Origin of the sequence: Streptomyces chisholmiae (assembly GCF_031845445.1) — a bacterium.
Lineage (GTDB): Bacteria > Actinomycetota > Actinomycetes > Streptomycetales > Streptomycetaceae > Streptomyces > Streptomyces chisholmiae.
This window is the reverse complement of the sequence record NZ_JAVREO010000003.1, coordinates 213,932-230,942: the sequence shown is the minus strand read 5'-3', so window position 1 is coordinate 230,942 and position 17,011 is coordinate 213,932. Positions and strand designations below refer to the sequence as shown.

At 75.3% G+C, this 17,011-nt stretch carries 16 protein-coding genes; 12 read left to right on the top strand and 4 right to left on the bottom strand.

The window, feature by feature from the left end; all coding sequences use genetic code 11:
* The first annotated feature begins 8 nt into the window (after positions 1 to 8).
* The 3 genes from RM844_RS06090 (at position 9) to RM844_RS06080 (ending at position 3,806) form a co-directional block, all read left to right on the top strand.
* Positions 9 to 2,267 carry a serine/threonine-protein kinase gene (locus RM844_RS06090; RefSeq protein ID WP_311665631.1) on the top strand — a complete coding sequence of 753 codons (2,259 nt, stop codon included), beginning with the start codon at positions 9 to 11 and terminating at the stop codon, positions 2,265 to 2,267.
* An 86-nt stretch (positions 2,268 to 2,353) separates the two neighbouring features.
* Positions 2,354 to 3,379 carry an endonuclease/exonuclease/phosphatase family protein gene (locus RM844_RS06085; protein ID WP_394814448.1) on the top strand — a complete coding sequence of 342 codons (1,026 nt, stop codon included), beginning with the start codon at positions 2,354 to 2,356 and terminating at the stop codon, positions 3,377 to 3,379.
* A gap of 49 nt (positions 3,380 to 3,428) precedes the next feature.
* The gene (locus RM844_RS06080) at positions 3,429 to 3,806 is read left to right on the top strand and encodes a hypothetical protein (protein WP_311665629.1); all 378 of its coding nucleotides are present in this window, start codon (positions 3,429 to 3,431) and stop codon (positions 3,804 to 3,806) included.
* Positions 3,807 to 3,945: 139 nt separating this feature from the next.
* Here the strand turns inward: RM844_RS06080 and RM844_RS06075 are convergent, their stop codons facing one another.
* Positions 3,946 to 4,296 carry a hypothetical protein gene (locus RM844_RS06075; protein ID WP_311665627.1) on the bottom strand — a complete coding sequence of 117 codons (351 nt, stop codon included), beginning with the start codon at positions 4,294 to 4,296 and terminating at the stop codon, positions 3,946 to 3,948.
* 81 nt (positions 4,297 to 4,377) lie between these two features.
* Positions 4,378 to 4,698, bottom strand: a complete 321-nt coding sequence (locus RM844_RS06070) for a hypothetical protein (RefSeq protein ID WP_311665625.1) — start codon at positions 4,696 to 4,698, stop codon at positions 4,378 to 4,380.
* 387 nt (positions 4,699 to 5,085) lie between these two features.
* Here RM844_RS06070 and RM844_RS06065 point away from each other — a divergent pair, with 387 nt between their 5' ends.
* The gene (locus RM844_RS06065) at positions 5,086 to 7,107 is read left to right on the top strand and encodes a glycosyltransferase family 4 protein (RefSeq protein ID WP_311665624.1); all 2,022 of its coding nucleotides are present in this window, start codon (positions 5,086 to 5,088) and stop codon (positions 7,105 to 7,107) included.
* Positions 7,108 to 7,391: 284 nt separating this feature from the next.
* Entirely contained in the window at positions 7,392 to 8,735 is a 1,344-nt protein-coding gene (locus RM844_RS06060; RefSeq protein WP_311665622.1) for an MFS transporter, read from the top strand.
* 109 nt (positions 8,736 to 8,844) lie between these two features.
* Here RM844_RS06060 and RM844_RS06055 read toward each other — a convergent pair whose 3' ends face one another.
* Positions 8,845 to 9,273 carry a PPOX class F420-dependent oxidoreductase gene (locus RM844_RS06055; protein WP_311665620.1) on the bottom strand — a complete coding sequence of 143 codons (429 nt, stop codon included), beginning with the start codon at positions 9,271 to 9,273 and terminating at the stop codon, positions 8,845 to 8,847.
* 123 nt (positions 9,274 to 9,396) lie between these two features.
* On the opposite strand from RM844_RS06055, the gene RM844_RS06050 reads away from it, so the two are divergent.
* The 4 genes from RM844_RS06050 to RM844_RS06035 all read left to right on the top strand — a co-directional run bounded on the left by RM844_RS06050 (position 9,397) and on the right by RM844_RS06035 (position 12,120).
* The gene (locus RM844_RS06050) at positions 9,397 to 9,789 is read left to right on the top strand and encodes a winged helix-turn-helix transcriptional regulator (protein WP_311665618.1); all 393 of its coding nucleotides are present in this window, start codon (positions 9,397 to 9,399) and stop codon (positions 9,787 to 9,789) included.
* Between the two features lie 88 nt (positions 9,790 to 9,877).
* A complete protein-coding gene (locus tag RM844_RS06045; RefSeq protein ID WP_311665616.1) occupies positions 9,878 to 10,660 on the top strand; it encodes a TSUP family transporter in 783 nt (260 codons plus the stop codon).
* 125 nt (positions 10,661 to 10,785) lie between these two features.
* Positions 10,786 to 11,538, top strand: a complete 753-nt coding sequence (locus tag RM844_RS06040) for a class I SAM-dependent DNA methyltransferase (RefSeq protein ID WP_311665614.1) — start codon at positions 10,786 to 10,788, stop codon at positions 11,536 to 11,538.
* Positions 11,539 to 11,601: 63 nt separating this feature from the next.
* On the top strand, positions 11,602 to 12,120 hold the full coding sequence (locus tag RM844_RS06035; protein WP_311665612.1) for a hypothetical protein: 519 nt from the start codon (positions 11,602 to 11,604) through the stop codon (positions 12,118 to 12,120).
* A gap of 48 nt (positions 12,121 to 12,168) precedes the next feature.
* On the opposite strand, the gene RM844_RS06030 is transcribed toward RM844_RS06035, so the two are convergent.
* Entirely contained in the window at positions 12,169 to 13,509 is a 1,341-nt protein-coding gene (locus RM844_RS06030; protein WP_311665610.1) for an MFS transporter, read from the bottom strand.
* A 374-nt stretch (positions 13,510 to 13,883) separates the two neighbouring features.
* On the opposite strand from RM844_RS06030, the gene RM844_RS06025 reads away from it, so the two are divergent.
* Genes RM844_RS06025 through RM844_RS06015 form a run of 3 tightly spaced genes read left to right on the top strand, consistent with a single transcriptional unit; the run spans position 13,884 to position 16,998 of the window.
* A complete protein-coding gene (locus RM844_RS06025) occupies positions 13,884 to 14,630 on the top strand; it encodes a class I SAM-dependent methyltransferase (RefSeq protein ID WP_311665608.1) in 747 nt (248 codons plus the stop codon).
* Positions 14,631 to 14,635: 5 nt separating this feature from the next.
* Positions 14,636 to 15,772: a pyridoxal-phosphate dependent enzyme gene (locus RM844_RS06020; protein WP_394814447.1), complete on the top strand. Its 1,137-nt coding sequence runs from the start codon at positions 14,636 to 14,638 to the stop codon at positions 15,770 to 15,772.
* Positions 15,769 to 16,998 carry an ATP-grasp domain-containing protein gene (locus RM844_RS06015; RefSeq protein WP_311665604.1) on the top strand — a complete coding sequence of 410 codons (1,230 nt, stop codon included), beginning with the start codon at positions 15,769 to 15,771 and terminating at the stop codon, positions 16,996 to 16,998. Before RM844_RS06020 ends, RM844_RS06015 begins: the two co-directional genes overlap by 4 nt.
* Positions 16,999 to 17,011 lie beyond the last annotated feature (13 nt).

Below are 17,011 nucleotides of genomic sequence, written 5' to 3'. Positions count from 1 at the left end.
GCGGGGCGATGTTCACGGAGCTGGAGGCGGGCGACCCGCGCCAGGTGGGCCGGTACCGGCTGCTGGCCCGGCTCGGTGCCGGCGGCATGGGGCAGGTCTTCCTGGCACGGTCGCCCGGCGGCCGGGAGCTGGCGGTGAAGGTGGTGCGCGCCGAGCTGGCCGAGGACGCCGGCTTCCGGGAACGCTTCGCCAGCGAGGTGACGGCCGCTCGCCGGGTCACCGGCATCTTCACCGCCTCGGTGGTCGACGCCGACCCGGCGGGCTCCCCCGCGTGGCTGGCCACCGAGTACGTGCCGGGGATGTCGCTGGGGCAGGCGATCGCCGGGCTCGGCCCATGGCCCGAGCCGGCCGTGCTGGCGCTCGGAGCCGGTCTGGTCGAGGCGTTGGAGGCGATCCACGGCGCCGGCGTGGTCCACCGGGACCTCAAACCGTCGAACGTGCTGCTGGCCCCGGACGGTCCGCGCGTCATCGACTTCGGGATCTCCGTCACCGACGAGCTGGGCGGGCTCACCCGGACGGGGGTGGCCGTCGGCACCCCCGGCTTCATGGCCCCGGAGCAGCTGCGCACCGGCGAACGGGCCGGCCCGGCCAGTGACGTGTTCGCGCTGGGCGGGGTACTGGCCTTCGCCGCCACCGGCGCCGGCCCGTTCGGCACCGGGGCCGCGCACATCCTGTACTACCGCACCGTGCACGAGGAGCCGGAGCTGGGCCAACTGGCTCCGGTGCTGCGTTCGTTGGTGGCTCGTTGCCTGGCCAAGGAGCCGGCCGACCGGCCCAGCCCGGCGGCGCTGTTGGCGGAGCTGTCCGAGGCGCTCCGCGCGGAGGAGTGGGCGGCGCCGGGCTCCCGCGCCGGGTACGGCTGGCTGCCGCCGGCGGTGGCGGCGGCGCTGCGGGAGCGGCGTCCGGCCGACGGCGGACCGGTGCCGACCGCGGGCGGCGGCGCGGGCGAGGTGGTGACGGCCGGCGCCGGCAGCCCGGGCGGCGGGGGCGTGGGCGCGCACCCGCCGACCGCCGTCGAGCCGCCGCGTTCCCCGGCGCCGGGGGCCCTCGGGGCCACTCCCCCGCCACCGCCGAGCCCGCCGCAGCCGACCCCGCCGGCCGCCGCCCCCGCCCGGTCCCGCCGCCAGCTCCTGGCCGCCGCCGCGGCGCTGGGCACGGCGGGCGTCGCGTTCACCGGCTGGCGGCTCATCGGCGGGGGCGGCGACCAGGCGCCGGGCGGCTCGGGCGGCGGTCATCTCGCGCCCCGCGTGGGGAGCGGCACCGAGCGCTGGTCCGTCACCGACTTCGTGGCGATGGACACGGCGACCGTCGCCGACGGCGTCCTCTACCAGTACGCGACGCACGGCCTGACGGAAGGCACCACCGGCCTGTACGCGCTCAACACCACGGACGGCACGACCCGCTGGTTCTTCCCGTCGGAGGCCAGGGTGCGCCGCCCCGCGGTCGCGGACGGCACCGTCTACCTGACCGCGCGGGACGACGCGCTGTACGCCCTGGACGCCGCCGACGGGCAGCGGCGCTGGCGGTTCACCGACGACCAGGCGCCGGCGACCGGCCCGGCGGTGGCCGGCGACACGGTCTACGTGGGCGGCGGCCTGGGCCGACTGCACGCCGTGGACGCCGCCAGCGGCGAACGGCGCTGGTCCTACCGCTACCCCTGGGAGGACGGCTCGGTCCCCGCGCCCCCGCCGGTGATCGCCGACGGTACGGTCTACCTGGGCGCCGACGACGGGACGCTGCACGCGGTGGACGCCGCGACCGGGCGGGAACGCTGGACCCACCTCGCCGAGAGCGGCTACCGCGTCTTCTCCCCGGCCGCGGTCGCCGGCGACACCGTCTACTTCTCCTGCGGCAACGGCCAGGTGTACGCCGTCGGCACCGTCAGTGGGGAGCGACGTTGGGCCTATCCCGCCGGTGAAGGCCAACCCTCCGGGCCGGTCGTCGCCGACGGCACCGTCTACGTGCACGACTTCAGCGACCAGCTGCACGCGGTGGACGCCGCCAGCGGGGAGCGGCGGTGGGGCTACCCACTCGGCACCAGCGTGTATCTCGACCCGGCCGTCGGCGAGGGCACCGTCTGCCTCGCCACCCTGGAGAACACCCTGCACGCCTTGGACGCCGAAACCGGCCGCGAGCGCTGGACGTTCACCGCGGTCGCCGACTCGGAGTCCGTCACCGAGCCGGTCATCGCCGACGGCACCGTCTACTACACCGTCCGGGACGTGTACCGGATGGAGCACTTCGTGCTGCACGCGGTCGCGCTCTGACCCCGCGGCACACCTCCCCACGCCCGCCGGGCACGGATCGCTCCGCCGGTTCGTCCGAGAGGGCGAGGGCTCAGGAAGGGGCGGGCGTGGCGGACGAGACGCGGGCAGGCGCCGGTGCGGCGGTCTCGGGTGCGGTGCGGGCGGTGCGCCGGTGGGTGGCGCGCTGCTGGGGCGAGGACGGGCGCGGCCGGTCGGCCTGGGCCAGGGGGCGGGTGCTCGGGGCGCTCGCGGTGGTGACCGGGGTGCTGCTGGCGTTCCCCCGGCTGGTGCCCAACTCGCCCGGCGGGCTGGGGAGTCTGCTGGAGTCCTTCCTGCCCTGGCTCGGCCTGGTGGTCGTGCTGCTGCTCGGCCTGGCGCTGCTGCGGCGGTCGGCCACCGCGCTGCTGGCCCTGCTGCTGCCGGCGGTCGCCTGGAGCTGGCTCTTCGGCGGGCTGTTCCAGGCGGACGCCGGCGAGCCGGACCTGGTCGTGGTGCAGCACAACGTGAGCGACGAGAACGCCGACCCGGCGGGCACCGCCCGCGCCCTGGCCGAGGCCGAGCCCGATCTGATCGCGCTGCAGGAGCTGCTGCCCACGGCGCTGCCGGCCTACCGGGAGGCGCTGGCCGCGCGGTACCCGCACCACGAGGTCCGGGGCACCGTCGGGCTCTGGTCGAAGCACCCGCTGACGGACGCGCGGGCGGTGGACATCAGGCCGGGCGCGGTCGAGGGGTACTGGAGCCGCGGGCTGCGGGCCGTGGTCCACACGCCGCACGGCGAGATCGCGGCGTATGTCGCGCACCTGCCCTCGGTCCGCGTCCGGGCCGGTGGCTTCGCCGCCGCCTGGCGCGACGAGAGCGCGGAGCTGCTGGGCCGGGCCATCGCCGCCGAGGAGCTGAGCACCGTGATCCTGCTGGGCGACCTCAACGGCACCGTCGACGACCGCGGGCTGGCCCCGCTGACCGGCCAGTTGAACGTGCCGGAACGCGGCTTCGCGTTCAGCTTCCCCACGGCCTTCCCAGTAGCCCGGATCGACCAGGTGATGACCCGCTCGGCGACCGTCCCGCAGATCAGCGCCCTGCCCGCCACCGGCAGCGACCACCTGCCGGTGGCGGCCCACGTCCGCCTGGACTGACGCCCGGCGCCGGCGCCTATCCTGGCGGTCGGCGAGTTGAGGAGGACGGATGGGGCTCGTGCTCTTCGCCGGGGACGACCCGACCGGCCCGGACGTCTCCTGGTCCCACAGCGGCTTCCACATGTACCGCGCGTGGCTGGCCCGGGCGGAGGGCCTCACCCTCAGCGAGATGCGGGGCTTCGGCGGCGACCGCACGTGGAGCACCGTCACCAGCCCGCTGACGCCACTGCTCGACCACCCGGACGACGACGGCGTCCTGACAGTCGCCCAATGTGCCGCGATGCTCCCCCGGTTGGAGGCGATCAGTACGGGGCCGCCCCCCGAGGACGACGACCCCGAGTTCGCGCGACGGGTCGCCGACACCCGCGAGCTGGTCACCGTCATCCGGCACTGCCTGCGGCGAAACACCGAGCTGGTCTTCGGCTGACCACCGCCGGCCCGGCGTCACCGCCGGCCACCACACCGACCCACGCACTACACCACGGTCCACCCCCGGCGCCCATCCCTCCCGTCACGCCTTCCTGGGACAGCGCCGCCCCGCGAGTCCGCCCCGCCTCCTGGCCGGCTCACGCGGCCATGCGCTGTGACCACTGCTCGCAGACGTCCTTCGTCACCGGTCCGAAAAGCTCCGGGCTCGACACCTCGACGAGAAACCGCGACAACAGGTCGAGGTCGCCCTCGACGATCTCAACGCTCTCCATCATGTGCACCGAGAACGCCCAGTGCGGAAGTTCCGCCAGGGCGAGATCGCCCGAGACGCAGCGCCGCAGCACATCTCGCACCGCGCTACGGCACAAGAGCGCCGCGGGCACCGTCCGGCGATCACACCTGTTCGCCGCCTCGATCAGCTCCCCCAGCGGCGCTTCCCAGCGGATCAGGCCGGTCAGGGCCTGAGCGTCGTCTGACTTCCCACTCATGTAGTCCCCTTCGAACGCGCCGTGCGCGACACCGCCACGGCGGCGGGCTGCCGGGGTGCGGGCGGGCGAGTGCGGCACCGTTCAGTCCGCGGTTGGGCGTAGCACGGCTGACGCGGGCAGCCCTGATTCCCTGAGGAACTGTTCGACGATCTCCTCGCCCGGTAGTTCCGAGACCGCGGTCATGATGTAGCCCGGAACCGGGGGGTGCACCTCGTGGCGGGCCAGGACGGCGATGACGCCCGTCTCCAGCCGCACGGGGGTGGAGAGCCTGGCCCCCAGGCCGTCCACCACCCGGTCAGGAGGCCCGCCTCCCAGTCGCTGGACTTCTTCGTCACTCACCAGGATCTGAGCGAGGTACTCCTGTCGCTTTCCGCGCAGCTCCGCGTCGCTGATCCTTCTCATCGGCTGAGCCTAGCCCGGAGGCGTGGAGCCCCTCCACACGTCGCACACCCCCGATGGCTGACGGAGGCCCCCGGGGCGTGGCGCTCGACATGGCGCAAAGCCGGGTGAACGGTCATTTCACGCCACCGGCGCGGCGGGATCGGCTCGTTCGCGATCGTGATCCCGATCGGATCACCGGACCCAAGAAGACTGTTGATCAAGGGAGTTGACGGGCACCCTACGCACTCCAGCGTCCCCGCGCGACCGCAACGAGGCAACGTCGAATGGCGTGTTCGACGCGTTGCGCTGACCTGCCGTCACAGCGCGTGGCATTATGGCCAACTGTCGAACAAAGGGTGGCTCTCGCGTGGGGGAACGCGGAGCCATGTGACCTGTGGGGGGTCTCCTGTGAAGATCGTGTTCCTGTTGAACAATGCCTACGGCATCGGCGGCACCATCCGGTCGGTCGCCAACCTCTCGGCCGGACTGGCCGCCCGCGGCCACACCGTGGCCGTCACCAGCCTCTACCGGCACCGCGACACCACCAGCTTCGCCTTCGATCCGCGGGTGCCGATCGAGACACTCATCGACCAGCGGGACGGCTCCCCGGACGCCGAGGCGCCGGCCGCCGGCAAGCCGAGCGAGCTGTTGCCGGCCTGGCAGGACGGCGTCTCGCTGCTCAGCGACCAGCGGATGCGCCAGCACCTCGCCGACCTGACGGCCGACGTCGTGGTCGCCACCCGGCCCACGCTCAGCGTCTATCTCGGCCACTGGGGCCAGCGCCGCTACCTGCGCCTCGGCCAGGAGCACGCGCCGCTGGCCACCCGCCCGCCCGAGGGGCAGGCGCTCCGGCTGGCGGCCGTCCCCCGGCTGGACGCCTTCACGCCGGTCTCCCAGGCCGACGCCGTCGCCTACCGCCAGGCCCTCCCCGAGGCCGGGACCGTCATCGAGCGGCTGCCCAACTGCTCGCCCCTCCCCCACACCGCGCCGGCCACCGGCGACTCCCGCACCATCGTGGCCGCCGGCCGGCTGGTCGAGACCAAGCGCTACGACCGGCTCATCGACGCCTTCGCGCTGCTCACCGACGAGTTCCCCGACTGGCGCCTGCGCGTCTACGGGCGTGGCCCCGCCCGGCCCGCGCTCCGCGCCCGGATCGAGGAGCGGGGCCTGTCCGACCGGGCCCGGCTGATGGGCGCCGTCAGCCCCATCGAGACCGAGTGGGCCAAGGGCGCCGTCGCCGCCGTCACCTCCCAGTGGGAGTCCTTCGGCCTCACCATCGTCGAGGCGATGGCCTGCGGGGTGCCGGTCCTGTCCACCGACTGCCCGCACGGCCCGGCCGAGCTCATCACCCACCGCCACGACGGGTACCTGGTGCCGCACGACGACGACCCGGTGCCGGAGATCGCCGCCGGGCTGCGCACCCTGCTCAAGGACGAGGCGCTGCGCCGCCGGCTCGCCGACAACGCGCTGGCCACCGCCCGGCGTTACTCGCCCGACGTGATCGCCGCGCAGTTCGAGGACCTCGTCGCGCGCCTGGCCCCGCGCCCCCGTGGCCTGGCCCGCCTCCGTGGCCTGTTCGGCGGCCGGAGCGGCGAGCCAGCCGGGGCGGCCGGCGCCGGCTCCGCGACCGAGGCGGCGCCGGAGCCGCCGCGGCCCGCCGCCCACGCCACGGCGGCCGGCGACGGCGGGCTGGCCGTCGCCCTCGACACCCCGGCGCGCGGCGAGCTGCTGTTCCGCCTGCGCAAGGACCCGCGCCGGCGCACCGTCCGGGTGCCCCTGGACCGCCACGGCCGGGCCACCCTCCGGCGGGCCGACCACCAGCTGGCCGAGGGCCGCTGGGACGCCTTCCTCGACGCCGGCGACGGGACCAAGCCGGTGCGGATCGCCGCACGCCTCGTCGAGACCGCGGCCCTGGTCCACGCGGCTCCGCTGGCCACGGCCCGGGGCGTCACCGGGTGGATCCCCTACCCGACCAAGGACGGCAACCTGACCCTCCGGGTCTGGCAGCGCGCCCAGCACGCCGAGGTCACCGAGATCCGCAGCACCGCCGGCGCCGCCACCCTCACCGTGGTCAGCGTCCCGCCGGTGGCGGACGCCGGCGTGGTCGCCCGCGACCAGGCCGGCCGGGAACGGCCGTTGACGGTCTCCCCCGGGCCCGGCACGGCCGCCGGCGCCGGCGGGGCGCTGCTGGCCACCCTCGACTGCCAGGGCCTGCACCCCGGCACCTGGACCCTGCACCTCACCACCCCCGAGGGGCAGCCCGACGCGCCGCTGGCCCGGATCGCCGGCGACACCGCCGACCGCCGGAAGACCGACGTCCAGCCCACCCACGCCGGACCCGACGGGGGCAGCCACCGACTCGTCTTCAACGGCGCCAACGAGCTGACGGTGAGCGTCACTTCGGCGGACGGCGCGGAGCAGCCCGGGTAGCGGGCGGGGCGGGGCGGCGGTGTGGGTAGCATGGTCGGCATGTCCGGTGCTTCGTGCGCGGCCGCCTGCGCCGCGGTGACGAGGACGCTCCGCTAGCGGCGGAGCGTTCGTCTCACTCTCTGTTGAACGTCTGAACGTTCCGCCGCTCCGTGTTGACCGGAGCGGCACGTTCGTGCTGCTCGGAACTCCCTTTCTGAGCAACGGAGCACCCGGTGTTTTCAGGCATTCTCCCTTCGCGCGGGGACACGGCGTCCCCGGCGCGCGCGTGGCTGACGCTGTCCTGCATGGCCATGCTGCAGTTCCTCATCGCGGTCGACGTGACCGTGGTCAATGTCGCGCTGCCCTCGGTCGGTGACGACTTCGGGGTGGCGGGTCACGCGCTGACCTGGGTGGTGGTCGGGTACACGATCACCGGCGGCGGGCTGCTGATGCTCGGCGGCCGGCTGGGCGACGTGCTGGGGCGGCGCCGCGTCCTGCTGCTGGGTACCGCGCTGTTCGGCGCGGCGTCGCTGCTGGCGGGGGTGGCGCCGACGTTCGCCGTGCTGGTGGCGGCGCGGCTGTTGCAGGGCGTCGGCGAGGCGATCGCGCTGCCGGCGGCGATGGCGGTGATCGTGCTGCTGTTCCCGGAGGGGCCGCGCCGGTCGCGGGCGCTGAGCGTGTGGGCGGCCGTCGCGAGCTGTGGCCTGGTCCTCGGCTTCGTGCTGTCCGGGGTCATCACCGAACTGCTCGGCTGGCGTTGGATCTTCCTGGTCTCGGTGCCGTTCATCCTAGTGGTGCTGGTGGCGGCGGCCGTCCTGGTGCCGGGTGAACGCCCGGCCGCCGGGGCGCCGTTGGACCTGCCGGGTTCGCTGCTGCTGGTCGCGGCCCCGTTCCTGTTCACGCTCGGCGTCGTCGAGGCGGGCGAGGCGGAGGGCACGCTGCCCTGGCTGCCGCCGGTGGCGCTGGTCGGCGCGGTGGTGGCCGGCGTGCTGTTCGTCCGGGTCGAGCGGCGGGCGGCGAGCCCGCTGGTGCCGCCGCGGTTCTTCCGCAACCGGCCGCGGGTGCTGGCCAACCTCGCCACCGCGCTGCTGAGCGCGGCGCTGTCCACCTCGTTCCTGCTGTTCGCCTACTACCTGCAGGAACGCTCGGGCGCCGGCCCGCTGCTTGCCGGTCTGACGATGCTGCCGCTGGCGGTGTCGCTGATCGGCGCCTCGGTGCTGGTCCCACGGCTGCTCGGGCGGTGGGGGGCGCGGGCCTGTGTGCTGGTCGGGGTCGGCTGCACCGCGCTGGCGATGGCGGTGATCGCGCTGGTGGCCCGCGTCGGGGCGGGCGGGGTCGCGCTGGTGCCGGCCATGGTGCTGATCGCCGCCGGGATGGGCTTCGGGATCGTCGGGTTGCAGTACGTCGCGGTGACCGGGGTGACCGAGGAGGACGCGGGGATCGCCTCCGGCGTGCAGCGGGCGGCCGACCAGCTGGGCGGTGCCACGGGCGTCTCGCTCTACGTCGGCGTCGGCTTCGCGCCGGCCGTGCACGGGGCGGACCCGTTCCTCGCCAGCAGTCTGCTGGCCGTCGCCGGCCTGGTGGCGGCGGGCGCCGTCGCCTGGCGGATCACCGGGCCGGCGGCGGTCCGCGAGGCCCCGGCGGGCTGACCGTCGGGCCGCGCGTCGGCCGACCGTTCGGCTCACCGCCGGCTCGCTCCGCGCCCGCCCGGGTACTCCTGGCGGGCGCGGGGGCGGGACGCGCGGGCAGCAGCTTGTCTTAGAGGGATATGGCAATGACCTTGCGCGCGGTGACGCGCACGACCAGGCGGACGACGTCGGCCGGTTCGGGGGGCGGGTCCTCGCCGAGGTACCGCTGGGAGAGTCGGCGGGGCAGGGCCTTGTCGGGGTCGGGCAGCAGTTCGGCCGTGCCCCGGATCTCCACCGACCGGTAGGGGTTGGCCCGGTCGTAGACGGTCAGGCTGACGCGCGGGTCACGGGCCAGGTTGCGCGCCTTCCGGCGCCCGGCGGTGGTGGAGAAGACGACGGCGTCCCGCTCGATCCCGACCCAGACGACGGAGGTCTGGGGGCCGCCGTCCGGGTTCAGCGTCGCCACCACCGCGAAGTTCCGGCCTTCGACCAACTCGCGCACGGTGGCGTCGAGTTTCACCGGTGGGGAAGGTTCCGCCGGGCCGCTGGTGTTGCTCATGGGTGGTCCTCCGTGTCCTGTCGCGCGCGGGGCGTTCCCACGCGGCCGGGCCCGCCCGTCGCGGAGCCGGTGCACGGGTTCCATCCTCGGAGGGAACGCCACACAACGGAAGGAGGCACATTTATGTCACGTACCACCGCATGTCGGACGGAAGGCGTCGAGGAGCGCGAAGTCTGCGTCATGCTCGACGTGTTGGGCCGGGTGAGCGGCAAGTGGAGCCTGGGCGTGCTGAGCGAGACCACCCGCGGCCCCGTCCGGTTCGCCGCGCTCGAACGGGCGCTGCCCGGGATCAGCCGGCGGATCCTCACCCTGACCTTGCGTGACCTGGAGGCGAACGGGCTGCTGACCCGCACGGTGTACCCGACGGTGCCACCCAAGGTCGAGTACACCGCGACCGAGCAGGCGCGCGAGCTGTACGCCCAACTCACCGGCCTCACCGCCTGGGCGGCCCGCCACCCGGCCGCACCCGCCCGGCCCGACCACGCCCGGCCCGACGCCGGCCGGCACCCGGCCTGACCGGGCCGCCACGGGGCACGCCGCCGTCGGGCGGGCCGCATACTGGGGCGGGCGGTCGGGCGGCGGGCCACCAGGTGGGAGGGGCGCGGTGGAGTGGGGAACGGGGCTGGCCGGCTTCGCCGCCGGTGGGCTGATCGCCGTGGTGACCGCGCCGGTCGGGGTCTCCGGGGCGGTCTTCCTGCTGCCGGTGCAGCTGAGCCTGCTGGGCGTGCCCAGCCCGGCGGTCACCCCGACGAACCTGCTGTACAACGTCGTCGCCGGCCCGGGGGCGCTGCTGCGCTACCGGCACGGCGGGGAGCTGACCGGCCCGTTGACCCGGCTGCTGCTCGCGGGCACCCTGCCGGGCGTGCTGCTCGGGGTGCTGCTGCGGGTCTTCGCCGTGCCGGGGCCGGCGGTCTTCCGGGTGCTGGTCGCGGCGCTGCTGCTGCCGCTGGGCCTGTGGCTGGTCGCGCGCACGCTGCGGCGGGCGCCCGGGCGGGCGCCGACCCCGCCGTCGCCGCGGGTCATCACCGGGCTGGCCGTGCTGGTCGGCACCGTTGGCGGGGTCTACGGGATCGGCGGCGGTTCGCTGCTCGGCCCGATCCTGGTCGGGCGCGGGCTGCCGCTGGCCAGGGTCGCGCCGGCGGCGCTCGCCGCCACGTTCCTGACCTCGGTGGTCGGCGCCGCCGGCTACGCGGCGTTGGCGCTGGCCGGCCAGGGGCAGGCCGCGCCGGACTGGCCGCTGGGGACGGCCTGCGGCCTGGGCGGGCTGGTCGGCGGCTATCTCGGCGCCCGGCTCCAACCCCGGCTGCCGGAACGGTTCCTCAGGCTGCTGCTGGGCGCCCTCGCCGCCGCCGTCGGCGCGCTCTACGCGGCCCAGTCCGTCGGCTGAGGCAGCTGAGCCGGCCCGCGGGGCCGGGAACTTCGGGGGGTGGCGGGCCGACCTGTGGGGTGGGTGCCCGTGGTGTGGCCCGGCGGGCACCGACGCCGGCGTTACCGATCCCTCGTGGAGGACGCGTGACACAGGACCAAGGACCCGAGACCTACGGCGAGTTGAACGCCGACGTGTACGACGAGTGGCATGCCGGACTGGACCCCGGGGAGGCGGTCGCGTGCCTGGCCGCGCTGGCCGGGGAGGGCCCGGCGGGGCCGGTGCTCGAACTGGCGGTGGGCACCGGCCGGGTGACGATCCCGCTGGCCGCCAGGGGCGTCGAACTGCACGGCATCGACGCCTCGCCGGCGATGGTGGAGCGGATGCGGGCCAAGCCGGGCGGCGAGTTGATCCCGGTCACCATCGGCGACATGGCGGACGTGGAGCCGGCGACCGACGCCGACTTCGCCCTGGTGTTCGTGGTCTTCTCCACCTTCTTCTTCCTGCTCACCCAGGAGGAGCAGGTGCGGTGCTTCGCCAACGTCGCCCGGCGGCTGCTGCCCGGCGGCCGGTTCGTGCTGGAGTGCCCGATGCCGGACGTGGGGCGCTACACCCGGAACCAGAACCTGGAGGTGCACCAGGTGGGACTGGACCGGGTGCGGCTGGTCGCCGTCCGGCACGATCCGGTCGAGCAGCGATTCGACGGGCACCACGTGCTGCTCACCAACGGCGGCGTCCGGATGGCGCCGGCGTCCATGCGGTACGCCTGGCCGGCGGAGCTGGACCTGATGGCCCGGCTGGCCGGGCTGGAACGCCGCCACCGGTGGGGCGGCTGGCGCCGGGAGCCGTTCACCGCCGAGGGCGGCCACGTGACCGTCTACGAGAAGCCGGCGGCCTGACCGACGGCCCCGGTCGGGGGCCGGAGCCGACGGGCGGGGCCGGAGCCGGCAGACTTGAGCGGCATGGACCTGGGGATCTCCGGTTTCCGGCCGTCGTTCCTGGTCGGGGTCGACGCGGTGCGGCGGGCGCACGGCGCCCGCCTGGCGGCGCTGGCCGGTCGGCGGCTGACGGGGTGCGCGGTGGTGCGGTTCGCCGAGGACGGGGAGTGGTTCGCCGACTGCCCGGTGGTGCTGGACTTCGACGGCGTCCGGGTGGAGGTGTGCCACTGGGGGCTGGCCGAACTCTCCCTCGGCTGGGACACGATCGACACCACCTCGCCGCTCACCGGCTGGGAGTGGCTCGGGCGCACGCCGCGCTGGGCGCACCACGACGAGCGTCTCGACCCGTTCGTCGGCGACCGGCTGCGGGAGGTGGCGCTGCTGGAGTGGCGGTCGGCGGAACGGGACGCGGCGGCCGGCACGGTGGCGGTGGAGTTCCGCTTCGGCGGCGGCCGCCTGCGGATCGTCAACGGCCTGGACGAGAACCGCGTCGAGGTCGGCCCCACCCCGCCCGGCTACCGCCGGCCCGGGCTCGGCCGCTGAGCCCGGCCGCTGCGCGCGTCCGCTGGTCGGGTGGCCGGCGGTGCCGGTTCAGTGGGGGGCGGTGCGGCGCTGGCGGCGGGCGGCGGCGAGCAGGAGCGGCGGGAGCAGCAGGCACTGGGCGGCGGCCAGCAGCCAGAACACGGGCGGCGCGGCCGCCTGTTCCAGCGTCGCGTAGAGCCGGCCGCCGACCGCCCCGCTGAGCAGCGCCCCGAGGCCGACCGCCAGCCGTTGCTGGCCGAAGACCACGGTCGGCGAGCGGCGGCCGGCCGCCAGCGCCTCCAGGTCGTTCTTCAGGAACAGCACGGCGTTGCCGACGCTCATCGCGACGGCGCCGGCCGCGAAGCCCGCCGGCCGGCCGGTGGCGATGGCCAGCATGCCGACGGCCATGCAGGGGAAGCCGACCGCCAGCGCGGTCGGGTAGCGCAGCCGGCCGATCCAGCCGGCCGCGAGCGGCTGGACCAGCGCCAGCCCGAGCGCGTACCCCATCATGACCGCGCCCAACGCCGGGGCGGCCAGCCGGCCTTCGGCGTACACCGACAGGTACTGGTAGAACTGCATGTACAGGTAGTGGGTGAGCACGGTCACCGCGAAGGGCAGCCCGGCGATCCCGTGCGGCACCCGCCGGAACGGCTCCGGCCGGCCGACGTTCCCCGCCGGCCGGTCCAACGGAGGGCTCCGGTCAGGTGGTTCGGGCGCGGCCGGGCGCGGCTCCCGGCGTGGCTCCGACGGCGGTCCCGGGCGTGATCCCGGCAGTGGTTCCGGGCGGGGTTCCGGGCGGGGTTCCGGGCGGAGGAGGAGGTGCCCGGCCGCCAGCAGGGCGTAGAGCACCGCGGTGCCGGCGAACAGCCGGCCCGGCTGGTCGAGGAGGAACGCACCCACCACAGGGCCGAGGGCGATGCCGAGGGTGCCGGCGGCGTTGCCGGCCGACACCAGGCGCGGGCGCCGCCCGGGCGGCGCCCCGTGCACCAGGTAGCCGCGGAACGCCGGCGAGTAGAGCGCCCCGGCGGCGCAGCTGAGGAACAGGCCGAGCACGGTCAGCGCCGGACTGCCCGCGCCTGCCAGGTAGGTGAGCGCGCCGAGGCAGTACAGCCAGGCGGCGAGCGACAGGGCGCGCTTGAGGCCGACCCGTTCGGCGAAGACGGCGGTCAGGGGCGCGCTGGCGAACTGCACCAGGGTGGCGGCGCCCAGCACCAGGCCCACCTGGGCCAGGCCGACGCCCAGCCGGTCGCGGAGCAGCACGGCCAGATACGGGTAGACCGCGAAGGTGCCGACGTTGACCAGCAACCCGGCGGCCAGCAGGGCGCGTTGGCTGCCGGTGAACGGCTGGCGGGCGGCCGGCCGCACGGGCCGGGCGGGGCGACCCGGCGCGTTCCTCGTCCACCGGACCATGAGGTGACCTCCGGGGGTCTGCTCCGACGACGCGAGCGACACGCCGGCCGGACGCGGGTGTGCTCCGGGTCTCGTAGCACGGGTCGGACGGCGACCCCGGTTGGTTCCCGGTGGCCGGCGGGGAATCCGAAGCAGTCAGCGGGAGCCGGAATACGCCGCGGAAATCCCCTTTACCAGTCGGATATGAGTAGCCGTCAGTTCCCGTATGCCCGGCGGTAATTCGGCTGACGTTTACCGAGTTTGCCGGGCTGGCCGGCGGGCAGCATGGCACTGCCCGGCGGACCGCATTCCCGGGTCATCGGGAAAAGGGAATGCGCGCATCGTGCGCGGTGTTCTCCGTCCCGCGCGGCTCCCCTCAGCGAGGTGACGACGACATGCAGTGGTACGAGGACGAGGCGTTCTGGTCGGACTTCTCCGACACCATGTTCTCCGCACGGAGACGGGACGAGGTGGCCCGCCTGGTGGCGGATTCGCCGCTGCTGGCGTTCGGTGCGCGGGCGCGGGTGCTCGATCTCTGCTGCGGCCCCGGGCTGTTTCTGGTTCCGCTCGCCCAACAGGGCTATGCGGTGACCGGAGTTGATTTGAGTCCGCACATGCTGGACCGGGCACGGAAAGTCGTCGCCGACGCCGGATTACCGGTCCGCCTGGTCCGGGCCGACATGCTCACCCATGTGGAGCCCGGCGGCTATGACGTGGTGCTCAACCTCTTCACCTCCTGGGGCTATTTCGACCGGCCGGCGGACAACGCACGGGTGCTGCGCAACGCGTTCGAGTCGCTGGCGCCGGGCGGCCGGCTGGTGGTCGACGTGCTGGGCAAGGAGGTGCTGGCCGGCTGGATCGGCCGGCCCCAACTCGTCGAGCTGGACGACGGGTACGTGGTCCAGCGGGACACCGTGCTGGACGGCTGGCGCCGGCTGCGCACCGACTGGACGCTGGTGCGGGACGGCAACGCCCGGGAGGCGTCGATCACCTGCTGGCTGTACAGCGGCGCCGAGCTGTGCGCGCTGTTCGAGGAGGCCGGGTTCACCGACGTGGAGTGCTTCGGCGGGTTCGACGGCGCGCCGTACGACCAGCACGCGCGCCGGTTGATCGTCCGGGGCGTCCGGCCCACCGGCCGGTGACCGCCATGTCCCCAACCGGCCCCGGGAGGCCGTCCGTTGACCCGTCCGCAGCCCGATCGGGCGAGCGTCCCCAGGCCGGTGCCCCCGATCGCGCGGTGCCCGTGCACGGGCACATCACCGACGCCGTCAAGGCGCCCGACCTGGTCCGGCTCGCCCCGCACACGGTGCTGGCCAGGTTCGAGACGCTGAAGGTCTACGCGGCGCTCGGCGCGGTCCGCACGCTGCTGGAGCGCGGCACCATCGCCCCGGGGCAGACCGTGATCGACAGTTCGAGCGGCATCTACGCGCTGGCCCTGGCGATGGCCTGCCACCGCTACGGCCTGCGCTGCCACATCGTCGCCTCCACCACGGTTGACGCCACGCTCCGCACCCAGTTGGAGGTGCTGGGCGCCACCGTCGACCAGATGCCGCCCTCCGACGACCTGCGGCTGGACCAGGAACGCCGGGTGCGGCGGGTCCGTGACCTGCTGGTCGAGCGGCCCGGCCTGCACTGGATGCGGCAGTACCACGACGCCGTCCACTACACCGGCTACCGGGAGTTCGCCGACCTGGTGGCCGCCGCGCTGCCGGGGCGGGAGTTGACGGTGGTCGGGGCGATCGGCACCGGCGCGTCCACCGCCGGCCTGGTGCTGCCGCTGCGCCAACGGGGCGTGGCGGTGCGGCTGATCGGCCTCCAGCCGTTCGGCAGCGTCACCTTCGGCAGCGACCGGTTCCAGGACCCGGAGGCGATCATCGCCGGGATCGGCAGCGCCATCCCGTTCGGCAACGTGCGGCACGAGCTGTACGACACCGTGCACTGGGTGGACTTCCGGCACGCCACCGCGGGGGCCGTCGGCCTGCTGCGGGACCACGCCGTCTTCGCCGGCCTGTCCACCGGCGCGGCCTACCTCGCCGCCAGCTGGGAGGCCGCGCGCCACCCCGAGCAGACCTTCCTGGTCATCGGCCCGGACACCGGCCACCGGTACAGCGAGCAGGCGTTCGCCCGGCACCGGGAGTTCCCGGACCACCGGACGCTGAAGCCGCACCAGATCACCGACCTGGCGGACCTGGTGCCGCCCTGGTCCGTCATGGAGTGGCGGCGTCGGCGCCACGACCACCCCGTCCCGCCGTCGCCGGCCGCCCGTCAGGAGAGCCCGAAATGACTGTCGCCGCAATGGAGTTGCTCACCTTCGGCCTCGGCGACCTGGTGCGGGCCGCCGGGCGGCGCGGGCACCGGCTGTGCCTGCTGACCCGGGACCGCGCCGTCTACCGGCACGAGCTGGCCCGGCTGGCGCCGGACGCGCTGGACCTCGTCGACATCGACACGCTGGACGCCGCCGCCTGTGCCGCCGCGCTGGCGGCGGTGCCCGAGCTGGGCGGGCTGATCAACGGCACGGACACCTTCGGCGTCACGGCGGCCGAGGTGGCCGCGCGGCTCGGGCTGCCGGGCCCGGACCCGGCGGCGGTACGGCTGGTGCGGGACAAGCGGCTGGTCCGCGAGCGCCTGCGGGAGCGGGGCCTGAGCCGGCTGCGGGCGCACCGGGTCGGCGCCCCGGACCCGGCCGCGGCCGCCGGGCTGGCCCGGGCCGTGGGGCTGCCGGCGGTGCTGAAGGACACCGCCGGCACCTCCTCGCGCGGCGTGTGGCTGGTGCGCGACGAGCCGGCCCTCGCGGCCGCCCTGGCGGCGGCCGGGCGGACCGCGCTGAAGGGGGAGCTGCTGGTCGAGCCGCTGCTGAGCGGCCCGCTCTACAGCGCGGAGACGCTCAGCTGGGACGGCGAGACGCGGCTGCTGGGCGTCTGCAGCCGGCAGATGTCGCCGGAGCCGGCCGTCCGGGAGGAGGCCGCGGCCTTCCCGGTGGCGTTCCCGGATGCCCAACTGGCGCTGTTGGAGCGCTGGGTGGGTGGGCTGCTGGCCGCGGTGGGGCACCAACGGGGCTTCGCGCACACCGAGTTCGTGTACACCGCCGACGGTCCCGAGCTGGTCGAGATCAACCGCCGGATCGGCGGGGCGCTCGTCGGGGAGGCGCTCCGCCGGCGGTTCGGCGACGACGTGTACGCGGCCGAGATCGACGTGGCGCTCGGTCGCCGCCCGGCGCTGCTGGCCGCGCCGCCGGGCACCGGGCCGGCCAGCGGCTTCGTGCTCCGCTACGCCCCGCGCACCGGGACGCTGACCGGCTGGACGGGGCTGGCCGGCCTGGCCGCCTTCCCGGGCGAGCCGCGCTGGTACCCGACGATGGCGCCGGGCGACGCGGTGGTGACCACCGACGACCAGCGCGGCTGCACCGGCATCCTGCTCACCGAGGGGCCGACCGCCGAGCTGGCGCTGCACCGGGCGCTGAGCGCCGCCGGCAGCGTGCACCCGGTGGTCGAGGGGCCGCCGGGCGGCTGAGCCGGCGCAGGCG